The organism is Clostridium sp. AWRP (assembly GCF_004006395.2).
In the GTDB taxonomy this organism is placed as follows: domain Bacteria; phylum Bacillota; class Clostridia; order Clostridiales; family Clostridiaceae; genus Clostridium_B.
Genome location: NZ_CP029758.2, coordinates 3,155,707 through 3,180,840, shown reverse-complemented (window position 1 = coordinate 3,180,840; position 25,134 = coordinate 3,155,707). Strand labels below are relative to the sequence as shown.

Sequence of the window (25,134 nt, the reverse complement as noted above, 5' to 3'; positions counted from 1 at the left end):
AGGTTTTATGATAATTAAGCATATTTAATAACAAAATTTTTGATGGAAAGAGGAATGTATCATGACTAATGAATGCAAGAAAAGTACTTGTAAGCCGCCAATCACAGTAAGTTCATGGACATTAGGAGATCAATGTAAATTTGAAGAAAGAGTTAAAGCTGCAAAAGAAGCAGGTTATGATGGAATAGGTCTTCGTGCCGAAACATATGTAGATGCATTAAACGAAGGTTTGTTCGACGCTGATATTCTTGATATTCTTAAAAAATATGATATGAAAGTTACTGAAGTTGAATATATTACACTTTGGGCTGAAGATAATCGTTCTTATGAACAAAAATACAAAGAGCAAATATGTTTCCATATGTGTGAATTATTTGGAGTTCAACATATAAACATTGGTTTAATGGAAACTTATAGTGTAGAACATACTGCACAGAAGTTAAGAGAATTATGTCAAAGAGCAGGCAAATATATTATTGGTGTTGAGCCTATGCCATACAGTGGTATTCCAGATATCAAAAAAGGTTGGGAAGTAGTTAAAGGCGCTGGCTGCGATAATGCCAAACTTATCTTGGATACATGGCATTGGGTAAGAGCAAATCAAGAAAATGATATTAAATTATTAGAAGGCATTCCAGCTGATAAGATTGTATCTATACAGATTAATGATGTTTATGAAAGACCTTATGCAAAATCCATATTAAGAGATGAATCAATGCATGACAGACTCGCACCAGGTACTGGAATTAATGCAACAGAAGGTTTTGTTCGTATGATCAAAGAAAAGGGAATCAAACCTGTATGTATTGGTGTTGAAGTAATAAGCGATGCTATTTTATCAAAAGGTGTTGCTGAGGCAGCTAAATTTACATATGACAATGCTAAAAAAGTGCTTGACAAAGCTTGGCCAGAGGTTTCTCCAAAGACAAAATAGTAAGTGCAATCAATCTTAAAAAGTGAAAGGATGATTTATTTTATGATATTTAAATCTATGTTTACACCAATAAAAATTGGTCCTATGACAGTTCCAAATCGTTTTGTAGTTTCGCCTATGGGAAATAATTTTGCAAATACCGATGGGTCTATGAGTGACAAATCTTTGGCATATTATAGTGCTCGTGCTCGCGGCGGTTTTGGATTAATTACTTTTGAGGCTACTGTTGTTGATAAGAAAGCTAAGGGAGGAATTCGTAAACCTTGCTTATATGATGATAGTACTGTAGAAAGCTTTAAACGTGTTATAGATGCATGTCATGAGGCTGGTTCAAAAATATCCATTCAACTTCAACATGCTGGAGCTGAAGGAAATGCAGAAGCTGCTGGGTATCCTTTAAAAGCTGCCTCTGCAATTCCAGCAGCAGTAGGTCGTGATATACCTATAGCTATGACAAACAAAGAAATTTATGAATTAATAGAGGTATATGGAGATGCAGCAGTACGTGCAAAAAAAGCAGGAGCTGATGCAGTTGAAGTACACTGTGCACATGGCTATTTGGTTAGTAGTTTTATTTCTCCAAGAACAAACAAGCGTGTGGATGAGTTTGGTGGATGTTTTGAAAATAGAATGAGGCTACCTCGTCTTATTATTGAAAATATACTTAAAAAAGTTGGACATTCTATGGCAATTATTTGTCGTATAAATGGATCAGATGAAATGGATGGAGGGCTAGATGTTCACGACAGTGCAGCAGTTGCTGCTTATTTAGAGGAATGTGGATCAGATGCTATCAATGTTTCACGTGCGGTACATCTTCATGATGAGTATATGTGGGCACCTACGCTTGTACATGGAGGATTTAATGCTGAATTAGTTACGGAAATTAAAAAAGCAGTAAATATTCCTGTTATTGCTGTAGGACGCTTTACAGAACCATATTTTGCAGAATTATTAGTTCGTGAGGGAAGATGTGACTTGGTAGCATTTGGACGTCAGAGTTTAGCTGATCCAGATACACCTAATAAAGCTGCAGCTGGATGTTTGGATGAATTAAGTCCATGTATTGCTTGCCTTCAAGGATGTGTTTGTAACATGTATCAAGGAAAGCCAATAACTTGTCTTGTTAATCCGCTGCTTGGAAGAGAAGCTGAACTTAAGAAAGTAGATACTAGCAAAAAAGTAGTAGTTGTGGGCGGTGGAGTTGGCGGTATGCTTGCAGCATGGATATCTGCTAAGAGAGGACATGATGTAACATTATTTGAAGCAACTGATACACTTGGTGGACAAATGCGTTTAGCAGCTTATCCTCCTGGAAAAGGCGATATTACAAATTTAATACGCAGTTATATTACTAAATGTAAAAAGTATGGTGTAAAAGTTTGTTTAAATACAAAAGTAACCCCTGAACTTATAACTGAAGAGGAACCGGATGCAGTAATTCTAGCTACTGGAGCAACACCACTTATATTACCTATACCAGGAATTAATGAATCTGGATTAATTCATGCAGTTAACCTTCTTGACGGAAAAGATTCCTGTGGCAAAAATGTTCTTGTTGTAGGTGGTGGAATGGTTGGATGTGAAGTTGCTGATTTCTTAGCTGAATTAGGCCACGAGGTTACTGTTATTGAGCTTCGTGATGAAGTTGGAGCTGATGTAATTTCAGAGCATCGTAAATTTTTAATGAAGGACTTTGATAAATATAAAATTAGGACTGTTACTGGAGCTAAAGTTGCAAAGTTTTTTAAAGGTGGAGTTTCGTACACACTAGCAGATAATAATGAATACAAGTTAGAAGGATTTGACTCCGTTGTCCTTGCTATGGGATCACATAACTATGATCCATTAAGTGAAGAAGTTAAAAAAGTTGTAAAAGAAACTTATGTTGTTGGTGATGCAACAAGAGCACGTAGAGCAATAGATGCAACAAGAGAAGCATTAGATGCAGCACTTAAAATATGATAATAAAATGTTGAAACAGTTTTAGGAGGCTTATATTTATGGAAAAAAGAATTTCAGGAACGACATCATTATACAGCTTAATAGGGACGCCGGTAGGTCATTTAGGATCTCCTGCTATGTATAACTACAGTTTTCAAAAGTTGGGAATAGATTCTGCCTATTTAGCTTTCGATATTTCTCTAGAAAAAGTTCCTGATGCTATTTCAGCTATTAGAACATTAAATATAAAAGGATCAAATGTTACAATGCCATGTAAAAATGAAGTAATTAAATATATGGATGAATTATCTCCTGCCGCGCGTATAGTTGGAGCAGTAAATACTATAATCAATAATAATGGAAAGTTAACTGGTCACATCACAGATGGTGTTGGGCTTGTTCGCAGTTTAAAAGAACAAGGTGTAGATGTAAAAGATAAAAGTATAACTATTATAGGTGCAGGTGGCGCTGCAACAGCCATTCAAGTGCAGTCTGCATTAGATGGAGCTAGGAGAATTTCAATATTTAACATAAAAGATGACTTTTATACAAGAGCTGAAAAAACTATTGAGAAGATAAAAAAAGAAGTGCCGGAATGTATCGTAGAGGTATTTGATTTAGCAGATAGACAAAAACTTAGAGAAAAGATTTCATCTTCAGATATTTTGGTAAATGCAACAAAAGTAGGAATGTACCCACATAAAGATGAGTCTCCAATAAAAGATACTAAAATTTTTAGAAAAGGTTTAGTTGTATCAGATACAGTATATAATCCCAGGAAAACAAAGTTTTTAAAAGATGCTGAAGCTGCTGGCTGTAAGATAATAGAGGGTACAAAAATGTTGTTATGGCAAGGAGCAGAATCTTTTAAATTATATACTGGGTTAGAAATGCCAGCTAAGGAAGTTGAAGAATTATATTTTAAATAGTTTTTTAAGGTATGTACTTAAATTTTATTGTAAATATTTTAAATTGGGTTGGATTTTGTGTCCAACCCGACTATTGAGGGTAAAAGGTTAAGAAATTAACAATAAAGTAAAAATTACAAAGATGATAAATTTATCCGATGACTACCCGCACTAATAATCCCACTTCTTCTTCAAATGGGAGTAAAGAGCGGCTACGTCCCTGGATAACGATTTCTCCTAAAGGATAACGCCTTCTAAGTGATGAAGCACTTAGAGTCCTGTTAATAAGCATCAGATGGAGTTAAAACTTCATCTGATGCCAAGGACTCTGTTATATGCATTAAATAGATGGATACATTAAAAAATAACGTTTTCTTGAGAGAGTGAAAGGAGTAAGGAAATGAATAATAAAAAATATTATCCGACGGCTTTGGCATTATATTTAGCCTATTTTATACATGGTATTGGAGTTTCAATTTTAGGACAGTACAAACAAAGCTTTGCGGGTGTATGGGGTGCAAAAACATTAGCTAATGGTACTTTTGATGTAAGTGTAGTACTTGCTGTTATTGCTGCACTTGGATTAGGACGTCTTATTGGATATCCTTTTGCTGGACCTGTTTCGGACAAGCTTGGAAGAAGAGTCTCTGGATTAATAGGTATAGTTTTTTATATCTTATATTTTATAGGTATTATAATAGCACCAAATATGTATGTTGCATATATATTTGCACTAATCGGTGGAGCAGCTAATTCATTTTTAGATACATGTATCACTCCATCTTGCCTGGAAATTTTTGTAAATTCAGGTGACGTTGCTAACATGTTTACAAAGTTTTCTATATCATTAGGACAACTTTTGCTTCCGTTTGGGATAGGTTTTGTTTCAGCAAGCCATATGTCGTATAAAACAATCTTTATTGTAACAGCTATTTTACTTGTTATAGATGGTATTTTGATTGCAACTATGCCTTTCCCACCAATGAATAATAATGCCAAGGGTAAACCTAAAGAAGAAAAGATGAAATTTACAGTGACTAGTATTGCATTAATTTGTATAGGTTTTACATGCACTTCTACATTCCAGTTATGGTTAAATTGTAACCAAGAATTAGGAAAGTTATATGGACTTGCTAACCCAGGACAAATTCAATCATACTATGCAGTAGGATCAATGCTTGCTGTATTAATAACAGCAGTTCTTGTAAAAGGATTTCTTAAACCAGTTAGGGTACTTGTTCTATACCCTTTAATTTCTACAATTATGCTTATAATTATATATTTTATACAGACACCAACTATTTGTTTAATAGGTGGATTTGTAATTGGATTTACAGCAGCAGGTGGAGTGCTTCAGTTGGTTACATCTACAGCAAATGCAATGTTTCCAGCAAATAAAGGTAAGATTACTTCTATAGTTATGATTGCATCTAGTATAGCAAACTATGTTATTTTAAATGCTGCAAGTGTTATAACAAAATCAGGCGGTGCAAATGGGTCAAGATATGTTGTATTATTCAATGCTGTAATCACTATTATAGGAGTCTTACTTGCAATATTTGTAAATAGACAATATGCAAAACATGCAATAGAACAATAGAAATAGAGTTTAATAAATAAATTTAATTGCAGATATTACAATACCTGCAATTAAATCATATATATTTCAAAAAAATAATTGTTTGAAAATTTTTGAAACTTTAATTGCGAAAATTAAAATTAATTCAAACAAATTTAATCAAGAATGGAGGAATAGCAATGCGATAATATGACACGAATAATTTAGAAAAAAGCAACTAAAGAAAGGTGGTTTACATGGTTTTTGAAATGTTTTGATGTTAAGTGAGTATGATGGTTATTGGTATAGGAATTGTATGTTAATTTTAAAATTATGTTAAATCAATAGTTAAATTAAATAATTTTTTATAAAGGAGGAATATATTAATGGAAACTTCAACAAAAAAAATACCTGGAGCAAGATGGCTGTATATTATGCCAGTATGCTTTATTACAACCTTTTTCTATTTTATAGACCGAAATATTATAAGTATAGCGCTGCCAGGAGGTCTTCAGAAGGGGCTTGCATTAAATTCTACAATGGCAGGTTTAGTAGCAGGTGTTTTTTCAATCGGCATATTGTTTCTTTCTGTACCAGCGGGGCAGATGGCTCAAAAAGGAAAGGTTAAAAAATTTGTTTCATTTTGTATTATTGGATGGAGTGTATTTACTATACTTACTGCATTCGTTCAAAATGGATGGCAGCTAGTGGTAGTTAGATTTATTATTGGATTTTTTGAAGGTGCATTTTCTCCAGCAATCACTACTATATTTACATTTTGGTTTCCAGATAAACATGGAGAACGAAATAGAGCAAATTCAACTTATTTTACAGCTATTTCAATAGCAGCAGTTTCTATGGGACCTATTGGAGGAACTCTCATACAATTTTATGGATGGAGAAATTTATTTATCATACTTGGTGTATTAAGTTTAGTAGGTTTTGTTTTATGGCAATTTATTATATTTGATAGACCTGAACAGGCAAAATGGTTGAGTAAAGAAGAAAGAGATTACATAGAAACAACTATACAGCAAGAACGTGAAGAGGCTAAAAAAGTAGCAGGGGATGTTGAAGTAAAAGGTGAAAAGTTGCCTTTAGGGCTTCTACTGCGTAACAAATATGTGTGGTGCTTATGTATTGTAGGTTTTACTGTAAATATTGGCCAGTTTGGATATACAATTTGGATGCCGACTATGATTAAAACTATTACGAAAACTAATATTTTAAATGTAGGTTTTATATCCATAATACCAAATATATTTACGGTAATCGGACTTTGGTTGTGGACTTATCTTGCAACTAAGATAAAGAGTAGGAGACTTACTACAGGTTTACCACTTATTATGTTTGCTGCATCTTTGGTAATAGCAAGTTTACCGTTAGGGTTAAACCCAGTAATTAAAATTGCACTATTATGTCTTGTTAGTATATTTGTACAAGGACATATGCCAAGTTATTATTCAATACCATCTCTTGTACTGGTAAAAGAACTTGATGGTCCAACAAGAGGTTTGATGGCTGCAGCTATGGGATTAGGATCATTTGTTGGACCATATGCAGTAGGTTATTTAATTACATTAACTGGTTCATCAAGTGTTGGAATGTACTTTTTAACAGCCATGCTTGTAATAGGAGGCTTGTCTACTCTAATATTACCTAAAAATATGGTAGCAGGTTCTTCAGAATCTAAATAAGTATAAAGCTTATGATAACGTTTGTAATCTATTGTCAAACTTTAATTATTAAGCGGTGATTATATTCTGTAATATTTATACAATAAAAATATTACTACAATTAGGAGGAGATTGTTATGTTGACTAATAATGATGGAATTGGTGTGGAAGTATCAAATGAGGCATTAATAATGTTGGATGTAGAAAAGGTTTTTAAAAAAACTTACTTAGATGTTCCATATGCCAATGAAAGTAAACATCAGAAAATGGATATAATTATTCCAAATAAAGGAGAAGGTCCATTTCCAGTAGTTATTAATATTCATGGAGGTGCATGGTTCTTTGGAGATAAGAGAAATGTGCATACAAGGTCAGCAATTCAGTTAGCTTTTGAAGGATATGCTGTTGCAACTATCAATTACAGATTAAGTGGTGATGCAAAGTGGCCTTCACAAATATATGATTGTAAGGCAGCTGTAAGGTTTTTAAGAGCAAATGCAGATAAGTATAATATAAAAACAGATAAAATTGCAGTGTTAGGAAGTTCAGCAGGAGGACATCTTGCTGCGATGCTGGGGGTCACAAATGGACGCCCTGAGTATGAAGATCTATCAATGGGTAATTCAGAATGTTCTAGCGATGTACAAGCTGTAGCAACATGGTTTGGAGTTTTTGATTTTGTTAATACAGAAAATCATAAAAGACAGCTTGTTAGAGAAGGAGAAACTTATAAATATCAAGATGATGGTGTTGCAGACCGTCTAATGGGATGCAGCATGGAACAGAACAAAGATAAATATATTTCAGCATCTCCAATTTATCAGATGAGAAAGAATATGCCTCCAATGTTAATTCAACAGGGTACATCTGATAAAGTAGTGCCATATCTTCAAGCAATAGAGTTCTTTAATAAGTATATAAAGATTTGTGGAGATGAAAATGTACATATTGATTTGCTTGAAGGGGCTGGTCATGGTGATGATGCCTTTAGAACTGATGAAAATATGTACAAAGTTATTAGGTTTATGGATAAATATATTATGGGAGTTAAAGATAGGACATATGGTCCAATTCCTAAGATACCAATGACTAAATAAATATTAGAAAGTTATTATTTAAGGAGTGACATATAATGAGAGTAAAATTACATCCTGGATACGAGGTGTTAGAAAATCTTCCATCTGATGTAAAAGAGGCAAACAAGTTGATTGAAGCATTTAAGCATTGTGATATAGCCGATGATATTGAAATATATGATTCAAAAGTTCCTGGCATAGATGGTGAACCTGATGTGCCAATAAGGGTTTATAGAAAAAAGGGCAGTTCTAAGGCTCCATTAATTTTAGGCATACATGGAGGAGGATTTGTAGCTGGAAATATAGATAATGATAATGTTAGAGATGTTGGATTTGTAGATAATGTTCCATGTACTGTCATTTCAGTAGACTACAGATTGGCGCCTAAACATCCTTATCCTGCACAACTCAAGGATTGTCTTGCTGCATTAACTTATGCACATGACCATCCAGATGAATTTGGTATAGATCCTGAAAGAATTGCAGTATTTGGAACGAGTGCAGGTGGCGCAATTGCAGCAGGATTATGCTTGTATTTGCGTGATCATAATGGCCCTAAAGTTTGTATGCAAATTTTAAATTTTCCTACTGTGGATTATTTAGCTAATACAATGTCAGCTGCGCAGATGTTTGATGATGTACCTATGGTTAAAGGTAATGGTTTATCTGATGTATGGAAATTATATCTTGGTGATCATGGATTTAAAGGAATTCAACCTCCATATTATGCAGTTCCTGCTTTAGCAAGAGATTTATCTGGTTTGCCAGCTGCATTTGTTGTTACGCTGGAATATGATCCACTTCGTGATGAAGGTATAGATTATGCTAGAAGATTAATGGAATTTGCAGTACCTACAGAATTGTATAGTTTGCCGCGTGTTTGTCATGGTTTTGATATGGTACCTGCTAATTTGACATTGTGGATAAGAGAGGGCATGTATAATTCCCTTAGACGTGAATTTAATATGCTATAAGTATACAAGCTTAAGAAGAATATATTAGAATGATTTAAAAAATAAAACTACTTTAAATAATAAGGTAGTTTTATTTTTTTGTGTAAATACAAGTTATATTGATTGCTTTTTAACTATATAAATAATATAGAAAATTAAAAGGCAGTGTGATAGGTAAATGAATACTCGAAACAAGGTTATATGTCCTTTAATCGCAGATAAGGAACATAGTTCAAAGACTTTTACCAGAGAAGCTATAGATTTAATTGAAATGGGAAAGACAAAAAAATTAAATGCTATATGGCTTGAAGTAACAGGATGTTCAGGAAATATTATTTCTTTTTTAAATAGTGAAAATCCTGGACTCGATTATATTTTAGAAAAACTCATTAATTTAAAATACAACAATACTCTAATGACTTCAGAAGGGGAGTATGCTTTTAAACAATTCTTAGATACATTGAATACTGAATTTATACTATTAGTAGACGGAGCAGTATCTACTGCCCAAAATGGTTTTTATAATATTGTTGCAAATTATGAAGGAAAACCTGTTACTGCACTTGAAGCTGTAAAAATGGCAGGAGAAAAAGCAAAGTATGTCCTTTGTGTAGGAACTTGTGCATCCTATGGTGGAATTTCTGCTGCCAGGCCAAACCCTTCAGAAAGCAAAAGTGTTAAAGAAATACTAAATCGTGAAGTCATAAAACTTCCAGGCTGTCCATGCCATCCGGATTGGGTAGTTGGAACTTTAGCACACTTGGTTGCTTTTGGAAAACCACAATTGGATAAAGAAGGAAGACCTCTTCTTTTTTATGGAATTACCATTCATGATAGTTGTACAAGAAGAGGATTTTTTGATAACAGAATTTTTGCAAAGAAATTTGGAGAAAATGGATGCATGTTTAAACTTGGATGCAGGGGACCTGTAACTAAAACAGATTGTCCTAGGAGAAAGTGGAATGGATACGTGAACTGGCCTGTTGAAGACAATACTAACTGTATAGGATGTGCAAATTCTAGATTTCCAGATGGTATGGAGCCATTTGTAAGGTACTAATAAGGAGGATGCTATGAAAAAGAAAATTACAATTGATCCAATTACGAGAATAAGCGGTTTTTTGGAAACTAAAGTGCAAGTAGAAAAAAACATTATAGTAGATGCTGAAACTAGTGGATTGCTTTTTAGAGGATTTGAAAAAATGTTAAAGAACAGAGAGCCGCTGGATGCAGTATATTTTACAGAAAGAATTTGTGGAATATGTTCAACAGCTCATGCTGTTGCAGCTGCGGTAGCTCTTGAAGATGCTTTGAAGATAAAAATTAGTGTAAATGATTCGTATATGCGTAATTTAATACATGGTTTTGAATTTATACAAAATCATATAAGACATTTTTATAATTTGACCATACCAAGTTATGTAAAGATGCCCGATGTAAATCCTCTTTCTTCAGATCAATATGAAGATTATAGATTGCCTTATAACCTAAATAAAAAGATAAGTGGAGATTATATTGAAAGTATTAAATACAGCAGGTTAGCCCATGAAGGGCTGGCTACCCTTGGAGGAAAAGCTCCCCATAATCATGGAATTTTTGTTGGAGGAGTTACCATAAATATAGATTCATATAAACTCACAAAAGTTAAATCTATTATTTCTCAAATTAATAAATTTGTAAGTAGTGTTATGTTAGAGGACATGAATATAATTTCAAAATACTATGCTGATTATTTTAAAATGGGAGGAGCTTATGGAAACTTTATGACTTATGGAATTTTTGACAAGTATGCTGATCCTGAGATAAGTTATGTAGGGCCTTCTGTATTAATAAATGGACGAAAGTATAATTTCAATAGTAATAAAATTACGGAAAACATACTCCACACCTGGTATACAAGCGATGATGAAACGATAAATTTATCTAAAGAAACAGGTTACAGCTTTATAAAATCGCCAACCTATGATGGCTATTCTATGGAAGTAGGACCTCTAGCAAGATTGATACTTTCAGGTGAGTATACTGGAGGAAGTTCCTGTATGGATAGAAATGTTGCCAGAGTACTTGAAACAAAAAAGATTTTAGAAATTATGCAAGGACTTGCAGATAGGATTCAGTTGATTCCATCAAAGCAAAGAGTATATGAAATCCCAGATAAAGCATTTGGTGAAGGATTAATTGACACAACTAGAGGATCTTTAGGACACTGGATAAGTATAGAAGATAAATTTATAAAGCATTACAATATTATAACTCCTACAGTGTGGAATATGGGACCAAGGAATCAATCAGGTGCACCTGGAATTGGAGAAAAATCTTTAGTTGGAACGAAAATAAAAAATATAAAACAGCCTATAGAAGTTGGGAGAATTATGAGATCCTTTGATCCTTGTGTTTCCTGTGCAACTCATTTGATAAGTGATAAATATGAACCAGTAGATGTACAGGTTATAGTATGAAAGCAAAAGTTATTGCTTTAGGGAATATATTAATGGAAGACGACGGCATTGGAATTAAGATTCTGGAAAATATAGAAGAGGAACTTGCACATAATCATATTGAATCTATAATTGGAGAAACAGATGCTGAATATTGCATTTCCCAAGTAAAAGATGGTGATTTTATATTTATAATAGATGCTTCTTATAATGGAAAAGTTCCAGGTACGATAACAGTTGCCAGCTTACAAGATTATAAGTGTAAAAAGAAATATTATACTCAGCACAGCTATAGCTTCATAGATTTGATAGGAGTTTATTACAAATCCTTAACTGGATTTATTATTGAAATTGAAGCAGCTAGTATAAGCTTTAAATTGGGACTTAGTGATAACTTACAGAATAAGCTTAAGGCTATTTCAAAAGATGTATTGAAAAATATTTTTCTGAGATTGAATGATAGAGCAGGGGAGGAAAAATAGTTGGATTTCTATTTAATGAAAAAGCTGAAGACAATTAGGCAAAAAATAACTTTTTATAAGAAAAGTAGTATGTTTGCTGTGTGTCCTTTTATAAAAAGTCATTATAGACATCTTACGAATATTCAAATAGGGGAATTAGAAAAACTAATGAATGTAATGAACAAAGATATAGTAAGACAGGAAAAACAATTTACTTTGGAAGAACTCTCGAAATACAATGGTGCCGGTGGTTTTCCGGCGTATATTGCTGTAAATGGAATAGTGTATGATGTGAGTTTGTCTCCAGTATGGGGTGGAGGGACGCATTTTGGTCTGTATGCTGGAAAAGACTTAACTTTACAATTTAACGCATGTCACAGTGGAGAAACAAAGATATTAAATGGCCTACCTAAAGTGGGAAGGCTAAGGATTTAATAATAAATTAGTTAAAAAAGGGGTAAATAATAAATGCACGATATGATTTTGTTGAGTAAAATATCCAGAGCTTTAAACGAATGCTGCAGTTTAAATAAGATTTCAAAGATAAGTAAGGTAGTTATAGCTGTAAATAGTTGCAGCCATGTTAATACATCTAATCTTTATGATTATTTAAGAAACTATAATGAAGATATAACTGATGAATTAACAGAAGTTAAAATTCAAATTGAAAATTTACCTGATCAAATGGCAATAATTAAAAATATAGAAGGTTACCAATGTGAAGATGAAAAGTAGAAATGATATTATGGATTTGGACGGCATAATTAAAAAGGTTATTTGTGTTATTGTAAAACTATTTCTATAATCAAAAGTTGACAGGAAAACAGAAAGCAAATTATACTTATAATGAAAAGATGGTGAAACATATGAAAATATTGCTTATGAAAATTACCTTGAGAGCGTCCTGGGTTCATTCATTAAAAGAAAAAAGAATGGTAGTAAAAAGCATAGTTCAAAAGTTAAAAAATAAGTTTAACGTATCTGTGGCAGAAGTTGATGAACAGGATGTTCATCAAATGATAGTTATAGGAGCTGCAGGAATATGTGGAACTTCTGCACAAGTAGATTCAACAATGGAAAATATCATAACTTTTGTAGAAAACAATACTGACGCAGAAATAATAGATATTCAAAAAGAAGATGTTGAAGGTATATGAGGCAGCATTTAATTAATAGTTAAGAATGAAGAATTAATAGTTAATGTGGATTTTTTTCGTTATACTACAAAAAATCATCTTTCACTATTAATTTTTCGTTATTAATTCTTAACTTGCAAGGTGTGATTCACAAAGTTTTCATATTAAGTCAAAATTTTGTATGCGTGGAAGCCAATTACTTAAATAATAAGGGGTGTACATATGAGAAAAAAATTAATTAGTTTACTTTCTGTTTTTATGTTTGTATTTATATTTTTTGGTGTGAAAGTTAGTGCTGCTTCACCGGAATCTATAAGATTAGGTGGACAAGATAGATATGAAACCTGTTCACAAATAGTAAACCAGGGTTGGAAGAATTCCAACTATGCAGTTATTGTGAATGGATATAACTTTCCAGATGCTTTAAGCGCGTCAACCTTAGCTAAAAAATATAATGCACCAATACTTTTAAATGGCAGTGATAAATTAGAGAATACTACAATTGAGCAAATAAAGAGATTAAGTGTTAAACAAGTTTTTATTGTAGGAGGCACTGGAGTTATAAGCAATGAAGTTGAGGATGAGCTTCATGGGATGAATATATCAACTGAAAGATTTTCTGGACTTAACAGAACTGAGACCTCTGTATCAGTGGCAAATCAAATAGGGACATCTAATGGAATAATTTTAACTACAGATAGTGATTATACTGATGCACTTTCTATAGCTTCTATAGCTGCAAAATTGCAAATGCCAATTATATTAGTTCCAAAGGATTCAGTACCAGATTCAGTAAGTCAATTGGTAGAAAATAAAAATATACCAGTAACCTATGTATTGGGTGGACAAGACATAATAAGTAATTATGTGTCTTCCAAATTTCCAAATGTTAAGAGGATTTCTGGCAGCGATAAATACGAAAGAAATATAAATATAATAAATGCTTTTTCTGATAAATTTGATTTTAGTTCGATTTGTCTGGCTTATTCAGAAGACTTTGCAGATGCACTAAGCGGATCAGCTTTGGCTGCATTAAATTCAAATCCGATAGTTTTAGTAGGAAGCAGTATAGCTCCTGTAACACAATGTTTTATAGAGAACAAAAGCTTTAGCAAGTTATATGTATTTGGAGGTGAGGCTGGTATAACTGGAGACGTAGTAGCAACTTTGACAAATAGCAAAATGTCGGACAATCCTCAACCATCACCACAACCGCAGCCAGTACCAGTTGACCCATCACCTGAGCCAACTACACCAACAGATACTTCTGCTTCCCATTCTGAGCTGCAGAAAAATCTTTATAATTATCTTAGCGATGAAGATCATAGACAATCAGTTTTAAACAGAGCTATTGAACTTCACGGTGGTGACACAAGCAATAACTGTGTATATTTTCAAAGTGAAGCTTTGAGAAGATCAGGGCTTACTGATTTGCCAGAGTCGGTATGTAATACTGTGGGGCTTACATCACAGCTTTTACAAAGAGGGTGGACTAAGTGTAAGGATTTAGCACAACTTCGACCTGGAGATATATGCTTTACAACGAATGGTCCAAGCCATACCTATACTTTTATGAAGTGGTGTGATCCAAAAAGTTATGATTATGCTTATATATGTGATAACCAGGGAAATGAGTATGGAGGAAATGCTTATCATAAGAGAAATGTGGATTTTGCTACAGTATTAAAAGATGCTATTGCTTATTTTATGTATGAAAACTAAATTCATGATGTTTCTAAGTAAAAAATATAACTTATACTTCAAATAGTTTTTTCAAATTACAAATTGTAAGTCATTAAGGCATATACTTGAAATGAAAGAAATATTGTAAGAAAATTGCTTATGGACTTTTAAATATGGACATTAATGGAAAAACTAGAAGATACTATAGAGTGGACTTTAAAAACAGTGGGAATGTCAGGGTATGAAGATAAAAGCCCTCACAATTTAAGTGGTGGACAAAAGAAGAGAATTGCACTTGCAAGTGTACTTGCTATGAAACCAAAAGTTATTTAAGAATTTATAATTTTCACAGAACATATTTTATAGTTTATCTTATTTAAGAGAAGTTGTATGATAATACTTAGTTGTAGGTGTTTTTATATAACTTCTCTTTTTCTATCTAGAATATTTTTGTAAAATATTTTAAATATTTAAGTTTTAAATTTAAATCATATTAAATTTAAAACTTAAATATACGAAAATAGAATTAATAGATTCAAATAGGAAAGGGGATTATTATGTCTATAAAAAGAAAAATACCAGTACTAATAGCAGCTGTTATTGTTGTTCTAATGGTCATAACAACTTTCTTTGTTAGCAATCGAACTAGCACCATAGTGGAACAGAAAACTAATAGTGAAATACTAGGAATAGCTGGAAGCGCTTCAGAAACCATAAGTGTAATAATAGAAAAAGAAGCTTTAGCAGCTAGAATTTTTTCAGAAAAAAATGTAGTTAAAAATTTAGTACAGGTAAATAAAGATTCTCCGAACAGTGAAGATTTTAATAAACAACAACAGGATATGAATTTAGCTTTACAGGACTATGTAAAAGAAGCTAAAAATCTTGAGCAAGCATTTTTAGCAGATGCTAAAGGAAATATAATTTCAGATAGTGACAAAAGCGGCATAGGTAAAAGTTTAAGTGATAGATCCTATAATAAGCCTACACTTGAAGGTAAAAGTTCTATAAGTGAAATGGTTCTATCAAAAATAAGTAGCAAACCTATAGTAGTTTTTACAAATCCAATTAAAGTAAATGATCAAATTTTGGGATATGTTGGAATGGCCATATATGCAAATAGTTTTTCAAAATATTTAACGGGCGTCAAAATGAGGGATTTTTCATCTAGTTACAGTTTCTTGATGGATAACAAAGGTAAAATAATTTACCATCCTGTTAAAGAAAAAATAGGAAAAGACCCAGATATTGATGAACTTAAAACTATATATGATAAATTAAATAGAGGTGAAAGTATAAAAGAAGGTTTAGTGAAATATGTTTTTAACAAAGTGGATAAAATAGCAGGTTATACAGTTATACCTGAAACAAACTGGGTTATAGTAATAACTGCTGACAGGTCAGATATGCTGAAAGATATAAGAGCTACAACTTATGTTATAATACTTATAGCAATGGTGCTGTCAATTATAGCAATAGTAATAGGTTATGTATTTTCATTAAAAATTACAAATCCTATTATAAAAATAGTTGATCTTATAAATAGAACAGCTAAATTAGATTTGAAAAATGATAAAAGTTTTGAAAAACTATACAAATATAATGATGAAGTTGGAACAATGTCTCGTGCTATAGCAAACATGAGAAAAGTATTGAGGGAAATGGTTGAAAATATGAAAGAAGCTTCAGGCACAATAAGTTCTAATGCGGTTATGGTTGAAAATTTAATTGTTGAATTAAAAGGGTATGCTCAAGAAACTGCATCAGAAAGTGAAAATCTTTCAGCAGGTATGCAGCAAAATGCAGCTACTGTAGAGGAAGTTTCAGCATCTTCTGATGAAATGAGTGGGGCAGTGAATTCTATGGCTAAAAAAGCTACAGATGGTTCAGTTAATGCTAATAGTATTGCACAGAGAGCAGAAAATCTAAAACATGATGCTGTTAGATCGAATGAAAGTACTAATGAAATATATACAGTAGTGAAAAGTGATTTGGAAAAGGCTATTGAAAAGTCTAAATCTATAGAAGAGATAAATTCCCTCTCCATTGATATACTTTCAATAACAGATCAAACTAATTTACTTGCGCTAAATGCTTCTATAGAAGCAGCTAGGGCTGGTGAGGCTGGTAAAGGCTTTGCTGTAGTAGCTGAAGAAGTTCGTAAACTAGCTGAAGAATCTTCTACAACAGCTAGTAATATTCAAATTGTAGTTGGTAAAGTTACAGAAGCAGTAGAAAATTTATCAAATAGTTCTTCAAAAATTCTTAATTTTATTAATGAAACTGTTTTAAATGATTATGCTAAATTAGTGAAAACTGGTAACCAATATAATGAGGATGCTGAAATGGTAAACGATTTCATGACTGACTTTAGCGCTGTAGCAGAAGAACTAAGCTCTTCTATTGAAGGAATAACTAATGCCATAGGAGAAGTAGCTAATACTGTGAGTGATGGTGCTAGAGGTGTCACTGAAATAGCTAGTAAGGCAAGTAGTATAAATGAAAAATTAAGTGATATAAAATCTACTGCTGAAGATAATAAAAAGAGTGCAGATAATCTGCAGAATATTATAAACAAATTTAAAATTTAACTTTTTTGTTATTAATTCAATAGAGTATTAATTTTAAAATTGCACAAAATTTAAATACACAACTAATAAGTACTTCAATAAAAATCTATCAAAATCCTAAAGGGGGAATTAATTATGTCAAGTAGAAGTAATAAATCATTAGTTCCAGAAGCAAAAGAAGGTCTGGATAGATTTAAAATGGAAGCAGCTAGAGAAGTTGGAGTAGATTTAAAAGATGGATATAATGGTGATATTACAGCAAGGGAAGCTGGATCAGTAGGAGGACAGATGGTAAAAAGGATGATAGAATCCTACGAACAGAATTTAAAGTAGAATAAATATTAAAAAATAGACCGGGCGATTGAAAAATCTCCCGGTTAATTTTTATATGAAAGGTTTTGCAGTGGTATAATGTATGTATATTTGAAAATAGTAATTAATTAAAATATGAACTTTCGCAGTTTAAAAATATTGCGACCTAAATGAATTCACAATTCATAGTTCACAATTCACAATTTCGGTAGATTTTTCTCCGCTGTGCTACGAAAAATTTTAAATTTAAAGCTTATTGAAGCTTTGCTTCAATGGTGCTATATTTTAGATTTTCTGAAGTTTTAACGGAAGAAAATCATCCTTAATTGTAAACTGTGCATCGTGCATTGTGAATTAATTGTTTCGCAAATTTTTTATATTATGTCAAAATTTTATATATGCCAAAGTTGAGTTAAAATTAAACTAAAGGAGGGGGACGGGTTTATGCCTGAAAAATATTGGCCAGAAACAGTAGTATTATGGGGAGCTGGTGCTACTAAAAATTTGGGACTTCATCCTACAAGTGAGTTAATACAATTGGTTCTAAAAATCAGTAAAAATGATTTTTCATTTTTGAAAGATAAAGACGAAAAACTAGCAAGTGCTTTTAAAAAATTAGTAACAGAAGACCTGATTAAGGATTCTAAATTGTCAAAAATTTATGATTTTAAGGCCCTTGAAACTATAATAAATACAAATACTAAGTTTAATATGCATGAATTATTTACTATGTTAGATCAACTTATTGATAATAACATGGGCTTTAATGCATTTTGTGCTGGAAAAAGAAAATTTTTAAGGGTAGAGAGAGTACAGGCAGCTAAAAGATGTCTTATACTTCTTATTGAAGAATTGGAAAGATTGAGTATACAAAAGGTACCTGGATATATGGATGAAGAAAAAATGGAACCTTATTATCAATTTGGAAGAATTCTTGCTGAGCTTATGGTAGAGGAGGCAAAAGTATTTGAAAGCAGAGGATATAAGATGGATACAAGGAGGTTTTACCTTTATTCCTATGCTATAATATCTTTTAACTGGGACCCTGTAATACTTTGGAATATATTTAATGTGCACAAAGAAGTGAACATGGATCCTATTTATTTAGAAAATGGATTAAAGCTTCAGCTATATGATGATTTTGGAACTCAAATAGCTTCTGCTGGATTAGACGGAAATGAATGCGAAATACGGTATACGACAAATGAATCCCAGTGCAAGGTTATAAATGATTATAGCTATCCTTCTAGAACAATGAGAATAGGTAAAGTATTATTTCCTCACGGAATGTTTGGATCAAGGATTTGCCCTGAATGTGGAAAATCTATAGTAACCTTTGCAGAAAGATGGGATAGATTATCTTCAGAAATTTTTGGACCTTCTATTTTAAAACCTTTACAAAGAAATTGGAAGTATAGGACACCTAAGGAAAAGTTAAATAAGAGAGGAGCAATAGAATGTCCTTATTGTGGACAGATAACTTATCCCTATGATATGACACTTATAATACAAAGCCTTTCTAAAAAAAAGAATATACCTGCTTTAGAAGAGTTAAAAACCGAGATGGGACTTCTTATAAAAAATGCAAAACATATAATTTTTGCAGGATACAGTTTGCCTATAGACGATATTATGGTCAAAACTTTTTTTATGTCATCTATATCGGGAAATGATAAAGAAAAATTAAAATGTACTGTTATAAACTATGATGACAAATATAAAGGGGCAGATTGGCTAAAGGGAGAAAAAATAGATGAGTACATAAGAAAATCTAAAAATAATTCTGTTGTAGAATGTATAAAAAATGTATGTGACATATTTCCTAAAGAAAATGTACGGGTTTATTTGAAAGGAATACCTGATATATTTATGAAAAACGGAAAATGTAGTAGGGAAAAGGTAATAAATTTACTGTATCCTAAAGAGTGTTTTAAAGATGGCTTTCCAATAAAACGAGATTAATGCTATATTTATCATTTATATATTGAACTTTTGGTTAAACATGATAAAATTAAATCGTCAGTATTTATTAAAATAAAACTGAACTAAATTTTATAAAGGAGGGTCCGTGTTGTATCTATATAAGGCATTTTATTTCAAATGCCTAAGAACAACAACGGAAAAAATTATGGAAAGACAAATAAAAAGTCATTCAAAGTTTGGAATTAGACAGATTACTGTAATTGGAATGCTGTCTGGAATTTCTATTGTACTGGGAATCACAGGACTGGGTTTTATACCTATTCCGCCGGTAAAAGCCACTATAATGCATGTACCTGTCATAATAGGTTCTATTTTAGAAGGACCTGTAGTTGGTGCCTCAGTAGGGCTTATTTTCGGTATATTTAGTGTGATTCAGTCTATAACTGCACCTACACCACTTTCTTTTGTATTTATGAATCCACTGGTATCAGTTTTACCTAGAGTACTCATAGGTATAATACCTTATTATGTATACAGGTGTTTGAGTATGAAGAAAAAAATTATTCCTATAGGAATAGCTTCAGCAGTAGGCTCATTGATGAATACCATTGGGGTTTTAGGAATGATATATGTTATATATCTTGGATCTTATGCAAAGGCTTTGAATATAAGTTCAAGTGCTGCACAAAAGGGAATTATAGCTGTGGGTATTACAAATGGTATACCTGAAATGATTTTATGTATACTTATTACAATATCTGTAGTTACTGCGGTTACTAAGATAAAACACAAATAGATGCAATTATGTTTTATCTTAAAGTGATAAATATAAATAAGGGCTGTTTCACTAATTAATATCAGCATTTTTAACACGTATACATGTTTTTAAACAGTTGACAATTGATAGTGGAGAATTGAAAAGCTATGGGTGATTTTCTTATGCTAATACTTTAGAAAATCTTAAATATAGTAACATTGAAGTTTTGCTTCAATTAACTGGAAACTGTCCATTTTCAATTCTCAACTTTTAAGCAGATTTATCTATAAAAGGGACTGTTCAAAGCAATTTAAAAAATTGCTATTGCAACATTCCCTTTTGATATAGGAGGAAAAAATGAAGGAAATAATATTTAATAGTATAGAGGGAATGAGAATAGGAAATTCTCAAAAATTAAATGGACCTACAGGTTGTACTGTACTTGTGTTTGAAAAAGGAGCAAGTGCTGGAGTTGATGTAAGGGGAGGTTCTCCAGGTACAAGGGAAACTGATCTTTTAAATCCCGTAAACTTAGTAGATAAGATTCATGCTGTAGTACTTGCAGGAGGAAGTGCTTTTGGGCTCGATGCAGCGGGAGGAGTAATGCAGTACTTAGAAGAAAAGAGCATTGGTTTTGATGTATCAGTTACAAAAGTGCCTATAGTTTGTGGAGCTGTTTTATTTGATTTGAATATAGGAGATTTTAGAGTAAGACCAGATAAGACTATGGGATATGAAGCTTGTAAAAATTCAGAATTAAATCTGTGTGAAAATGGAAATATAGGTGCTGGAGCAGGTGCAACTGTAGGAAAGATACTTGGAAGTGAACATGCAATGAAGGGTGGACTTGGAACTTTTGCAGTTCAGATTGGAGGACTTAAGGTAGGGGCTGTAGTTGCAGTTAATTGTCTTGGAGATGTAATAGATAGCAAGAGCCAGCGTATAATTGCAGGAGCCCTAAATGAGGATGGAAAATCTTTTGCAGGCACTGAAAAAGTAATGATTGAAAGATATTCTGAAAAGAAGAATCTGTTTAATGGAAATACTACTATTGGAGCTGTGGTAACCAATGGAAATTTTACAAAAACACAAATGAACAAAATTGCTTCAATGGCACATAATGGCTATGGAAGAGCAATGAGACCTGCCCACTCTATGTTTGATGGAGATACTATTTTTGCTGCATCATGTGGAAAAGTAGAAGCTGATTTAAGTGTGGTTGGATTTTTAGCTGCTGAAGTTATGGAAAAAGCTATTGTAAGAGCTATAAAAAGTGCAGATTCAATTTTACAATATAAAAGTTATAAAGACCTTTAAGTATGTATGGATGCATAGAAATCGTTATCCAGGGACGTACCTGATCTTTACTCCAACTTGGAGAAAAGCAGATGTCCCAAATTTTTAGATTTGGTGACAGTTGCTTTCACAGAGTGCGTGGGAGTATTAGAGCAAATAGTCATGGGATAAAAATAACTTTATATAGCATTTGTGATAAAATATAATTGTTAAAATGGTATAGTGATTTTAAATAAAAATTAAACTATAACAATAACAGAATGGGAGATGAAATTTAATGGACAGTGATAATGAATTAAATTCAATGAATGAAGTTATGGATCAAATTGATTCGTCTATGAAAAATGTGAGAAATGGAGAAGTAGTAAAAGGTAAAGTAATCTCTATAACTGATGAACAGGCTACGGTAAATATTGGTTATATAGTTGATGGAATATTGCCTAAAAATGAAATATGTAAAGATGAAAATGTAAATGTGGATGAAGTCTTAAAAGTTGGGGATGAGATATACGTTTATGTAATTAAAACAAATGATGAAGATGGAAATGTACTGTTGTCAAAAATTAAAGCAGATAGGGAAATATGTTGGGACAGACTTACTGAGCTGCTAAAGGATGACAAAGAATTTGAAATAGAGGTAAAACAAGTGGTAAAAGGTGGAGTAATCGCTGATTTATATGGCCTTAGAGCATTTATACCAGCTTCACAACTTTCAGTTAAATATGTTAGTGATTTAAACGAATTTTTAGGAAAAACTCTTTTGGTGAAGATAATAGAACTGGATAAAAGTAAATCAAGAATCGTGTTATCTAGGAAGGAAGTAGAAAAATTAGAGGTTGAAAAGAAAAAAGAAAAACTTTGGAGCAGCATATCTAAAGGAGATAAGGTAAAAGGAGTAGTAAGCAGGATAACTGGATTTGGAGCTTTTATTGATTTAGGTGGTGTAGAAGGACTTGCACATATTTCAGAACTTTCATGGAGAAGAATAAAAAATCCTTCTGAAGTAGTGTCTGTTGGAGATTGTGTAGAGGTATATGTGCTGAACGTGGATAAAGATAAAAATAGAATATCACTTTCCTTAAAGGATACGGAAAAAAACCCGTGGGATAATATGGATGAAAAGTATAGCGTAAATGATATAATAGAGGGAACTGTGAGCAAGATTATAAATATAGGTGCATTTGTAGAAATTGAACCAGGAGTAGAAGGACTTGTCCATATTTCAGAAATATCTGAAGAACATATTGCAAAACCATCTGATGTATTAAAAGTAGGTGATAGAGTAAAAGTAAGGGTATTGGACATAAATATAAAAGATAGTAGAATATCGCTTAGTATAAAAGATGCAGTAGATAATCCTAAAGATAATTTTAAACAGTATTTAGATGAAGATGAAAGTGGAGTTACCCTCGGGGATTTACTAAAAGATAAATTAAAAAACATAAAATTTGAATAAAAGTGTTTTCAAAATCATGAAATAATTATATAATTTAAAGACAATATGCAAATTTATTAACACTTTCAAGTAAGATTTTAAAATATGATTATAATAGTAACAATTTAAATAGTAAAATATATTATACAATCCCTGTAAATAAATGAGGATGAAAGTTGGTGCCCATATGGCCTTTGTATTAGCTGATGTGATAAATATATCCGAACTTAAAAATTTAATGGAAAGATTTTATTCTATAACTTCAATAGCCTGTTATGTAAAAGATATAAGTGGAGAAGTACTTAATATAAATTCACAAAAATACATACATATATTTGATAAATTAGGTGATGACAAAAAAGAAGAATATATATTAAATCAAATTATAAACGAAAGGGAAATAGGAGTTTTCGAGGGATATGGTAATTTAGTTTACATAGGTATACCAATTACCATAAACGAAGAGCATATTGGCACAATTTTTTTAAATCCTGTTTTTCTTCAAAAGTCTGATAAAGATTGTTTTAAAGTTAAATTTGAAAAATTTAACTTTGATGAAGGAAAATATAAGCTTCTAATAAAAAATACACCTGTTATTTCGGAAAGGTATATTGAAAAAATTACCCAGTTTTTTCATTATGGGTTGATATTAGCACAAAAGACGGAAGATGGATTTATCATGGATTTGGATACAAATAAAAAGCTAAATCAAAGTTATGTAGAACTTTTTGGTATATATGAACAATTATGTGCATCAGAACAGCAGCTTAGATCTAAATATGATGGGATAAAAAAATTGGCCTATTATGATCAATTAACTAACTTACCTAATTGGAATCTTTTCAAAAAGGAAGTTGAGAAGAGAATAGAAAAAAAATCAGGGGATAATTTTTCTATATTCCAAATAGATTTGGATAATTTTAAAAATATAAATGATATCTTTGGATATGAGTATGGAGATAAACTGTTAAGAAAAACAGGAGAGGTTTTAAGCCAATTGCATTTGGGCATGGTTGCAAAGATGGGCGGAAGTGAGTTCTTAATTTTAAAAAATGGATATGATAATAAACGGCATTTGGAAAACATAGCTCAGTGTATGATAAATACTATAAGTGGACTTTGGAATATAGATGGAACGGAAACTTTAATATCGGTTACTGTAGGAATAACTGTATATCCTAGAGACGGAGAAGAAGTTGCCACTTTACTTAGAAATGCAGATATAGCGTTAAATAGAACTAAATTGATAGGTAAAAATTCTTATAAATTGTTTGAAAAATCCATGTACAATGAAATTTTGAAAAAAGTTGAGATGGAAAAGGAACTGAGAAAGGCAATAAAAAATAACGAATTTATTTTATACTACCAACCTCAAGTGGATATGGAAAATACAAAAGTAGTAGGGTTTGAAGCCTTAATTAGATGGAATAGTCCTAAATTAGGATGGGTTATGCCTTTGGAATTTATAAATTTGGCAGAGGAAACAGGACTTATAATACCTATAGGAGAATGGGTTTTGAAAACTGCTTGTTCTCAAAATAAAATATGGAAGGATAATGGATATTCTTATGATTTCATATCCATAAACGTGTCACCAATACAACTTAAAGAGGATAATTTTGCATATACGGTGAAAAAGGTTCTGGAGGAAACTGAATTAAAACCAGAATACTTGGAAATAGAAATAACTGAAAGTGTTATGATGGAATCTCTTGAAAGTAATCTTAAGGTGATAAATGAGCTCAAAAATATTGGAGTAAAAGTTGCACTTGATGACTTTGGAAGTGGATATTCTTCTTTGAACTATTTAAAAAGTATTCCAATAAATACGCTTAAAATTGATAAGACTTTTATAGATGGCATATGCAGTGATTATTATGAAGACATTATAACGGAAGAGATAATAAAGCTTGCCCATAGAATGAAATTGGAAGTAGTGGCAGAAGGTGTTGAAGAAGAAGATCAGATTGAATCTTTGAAAGGTAAAAATTGCAATAAAATCCAGGGATATTATTTCGGAAAACCAATGCCGTCAGAAGATATAAAAGATTTTTTAAAAAAACAGCTTTAATGT

At 32.0% G+C, this 25,134-nt stretch carries 21 protein-coding genes and 1 pseudogene; all 22 read left to right on the top strand.

Annotated features, from left to right (window positions below):
* Window positions 1–61: 61 nt before the first annotated feature.
* Window positions 62–934, top strand: a complete 873-nt coding sequence (locus tag DMR38_RS14590) for a sugar phosphate isomerase/epimerase (RefSeq protein ID WP_127721986.1) — start codon at window positions 62–64, stop codon at window positions 932–934.
* 42 nt (window positions 935–976) lie between these two features.
* Window positions 977–2,899: an FAD-dependent oxidoreductase gene (locus DMR38_RS14585; protein ID WP_127721985.1), complete on the top strand. Its 1,923-nt coding sequence runs from the start codon at window positions 977–979 to the stop codon at window positions 2,897–2,899.
* 38 nt (window positions 2,900–2,937) lie between these two features.
* Complete coding sequence (aroE, locus tag DMR38_RS14580; protein ID WP_127721984.1) at window positions 2,938–3,807, top strand: shikimate dehydrogenase; 870 nt, start codon at window positions 2,938–2,940, stop codon at window positions 3,805–3,807.
* 379 nt (window positions 3,808–4,186) lie between these two features.
* Entirely contained in the window at window positions 4,187–5,386 is a 1,200-nt protein-coding gene (locus DMR38_RS14570) for an MFS transporter (RefSeq protein WP_127721983.1), read from the top strand.
* Between the two features lie 344 nt (window positions 5,387–5,730).
* Complete coding sequence (locus DMR38_RS14565) at window positions 5,731–7,041, top strand: MFS transporter (RefSeq protein WP_127721982.1); 1,311 nt, start codon at window positions 5,731–5,733, stop codon at window positions 7,039–7,041.
* Between the two features lie 116 nt (window positions 7,042–7,157).
* Window positions 7,158–8,117: an alpha/beta hydrolase gene (locus DMR38_RS14560; RefSeq protein ID WP_127721981.1), complete on the top strand. Its 960-nt coding sequence runs from the start codon at window positions 7,158–7,160 to the stop codon at window positions 8,115–8,117.
* Between the two features lie 35 nt (window positions 8,118–8,152).
* Window positions 8,153–9,070 carry an alpha/beta hydrolase gene (locus DMR38_RS14555; protein WP_127721980.1) on the top strand — a complete coding sequence of 306 codons (918 nt, stop codon included), beginning with the start codon at window positions 8,153–8,155 and terminating at the stop codon, window positions 9,068–9,070.
* 157 nt (window positions 9,071–9,227) lie between these two features.
* Window positions 9,228–10,109, top strand: coding sequence for a hydrogenase small subunit (locus DMR38_RS14550; protein WP_127721979.1), 882 nt, complete (start codon window positions 9,228–9,230; stop codon window positions 10,107–10,109).
* A 13-nt stretch (window positions 10,110–10,122) separates the two neighbouring features.
* Window positions 10,123–11,508 carry a nickel-dependent hydrogenase large subunit gene (locus tag DMR38_RS14545; protein WP_127721978.1) on the top strand — a complete coding sequence of 462 codons (1,386 nt, stop codon included), beginning with the start codon at window positions 10,123–10,125 and terminating at the stop codon, window positions 11,506–11,508.
* On the top strand, window positions 11,505–11,969 hold the full coding sequence (locus DMR38_RS14540) for a hydrogenase maturation protease (RefSeq protein ID WP_127721977.1): 465 nt from the start codon (window positions 11,505–11,507) through the stop codon (window positions 11,967–11,969). Before DMR38_RS14545 ends, DMR38_RS14540 begins: the two co-directional genes overlap by 4 nt.
* A complete protein-coding gene (locus DMR38_RS14535) occupies window positions 11,970–12,383 on the top strand; it encodes a cytochrome b5 domain-containing protein (protein WP_243124307.1) in 414 nt (137 codons plus the stop codon).
* A 33-nt stretch (window positions 12,384–12,416) separates the two neighbouring features.
* The gene (locus DMR38_RS14530; RefSeq protein WP_127721976.1) at window positions 12,417–12,683 is read left to right on the top strand and encodes a hypothetical protein; all 267 of its coding nucleotides are present in this window, start codon (window positions 12,417–12,419) and stop codon (window positions 12,681–12,683) included.
* Between the two features lie 131 nt (window positions 12,684–12,814).
* Window positions 12,815–13,105, top strand: a complete 291-nt coding sequence (locus DMR38_RS14525; protein WP_065079538.1) for a DUF503 domain-containing protein — start codon at window positions 12,815–12,817, stop codon at window positions 13,103–13,105.
* 201 nt (window positions 13,106–13,306) lie between these two features.
* Window positions 13,307–14,806 carry a cell wall-binding repeat-containing protein gene (locus DMR38_RS22340; RefSeq protein WP_127721975.1) on the top strand — a complete coding sequence of 500 codons (1,500 nt, stop codon included), beginning with the start codon at window positions 13,307–13,309 and terminating at the stop codon, window positions 14,804–14,806.
* A 107-nt stretch (window positions 14,807–14,913) separates the two neighbouring features.
* Window positions 14,914–15,097: pseudogene (locus DMR38_RS14515) on the top strand (ATP-binding cassette domain-containing protein); the annotation flags it as partial.
* Window positions 15,098–15,324: 227 nt separating this feature from the next.
* Entirely contained in the window at window positions 15,325–17,358 is a 2,034-nt protein-coding gene (locus tag DMR38_RS14510; RefSeq protein ID WP_127721974.1) for a methyl-accepting chemotaxis protein, read from the top strand.
* A 114-nt stretch (window positions 17,359–17,472) separates the two neighbouring features.
* Window positions 17,473–17,670: an alpha/beta-type small acid-soluble spore protein gene (locus tag DMR38_RS14505; protein ID WP_127721973.1), complete on the top strand. Its 198-nt coding sequence runs from the start codon at window positions 17,473–17,475 to the stop codon at window positions 17,668–17,670.
* Window positions 17,671–18,093: 423 nt separating this feature from the next.
* Complete coding sequence (locus DMR38_RS14500; protein ID WP_127721972.1) at window positions 18,094–19,611, top strand: hypothetical protein; 1,518 nt, start codon at window positions 18,094–18,096, stop codon at window positions 19,609–19,611.
* A gap of 166 nt (window positions 19,612–19,777) precedes the next feature.
* Entirely contained in the window at window positions 19,778–20,368 is a 591-nt protein-coding gene (locus DMR38_RS14495; protein ID WP_127724083.1) for an ECF transporter S component, read from the top strand.
* Between the two features lie 318 nt (window positions 20,369–20,686).
* On the top strand, window positions 20,687–21,646 hold the full coding sequence (locus DMR38_RS14490; RefSeq protein ID WP_127721971.1) for a P1 family peptidase: 960 nt from the start codon (window positions 20,687–20,689) through the stop codon (window positions 21,644–21,646).
* 256 nt (window positions 21,647–21,902) lie between these two features.
* Complete coding sequence (gene rpsA / locus DMR38_RS14485; RefSeq protein WP_127721970.1) at window positions 21,903–23,081, top strand: 30S ribosomal protein S1; 1,179 nt, start codon at window positions 21,903–21,905, stop codon at window positions 23,079–23,081.
* 142 nt (window positions 23,082–23,223) lie between these two features.
* Complete coding sequence (locus DMR38_RS14480; protein ID WP_243124306.1) at window positions 23,224–25,131, top strand: EAL domain-containing protein; 1,908 nt, start codon at window positions 23,224–23,226, stop codon at window positions 25,129–25,131.
* Window positions 25,132–25,134: the final 3 nt, after the last annotated feature.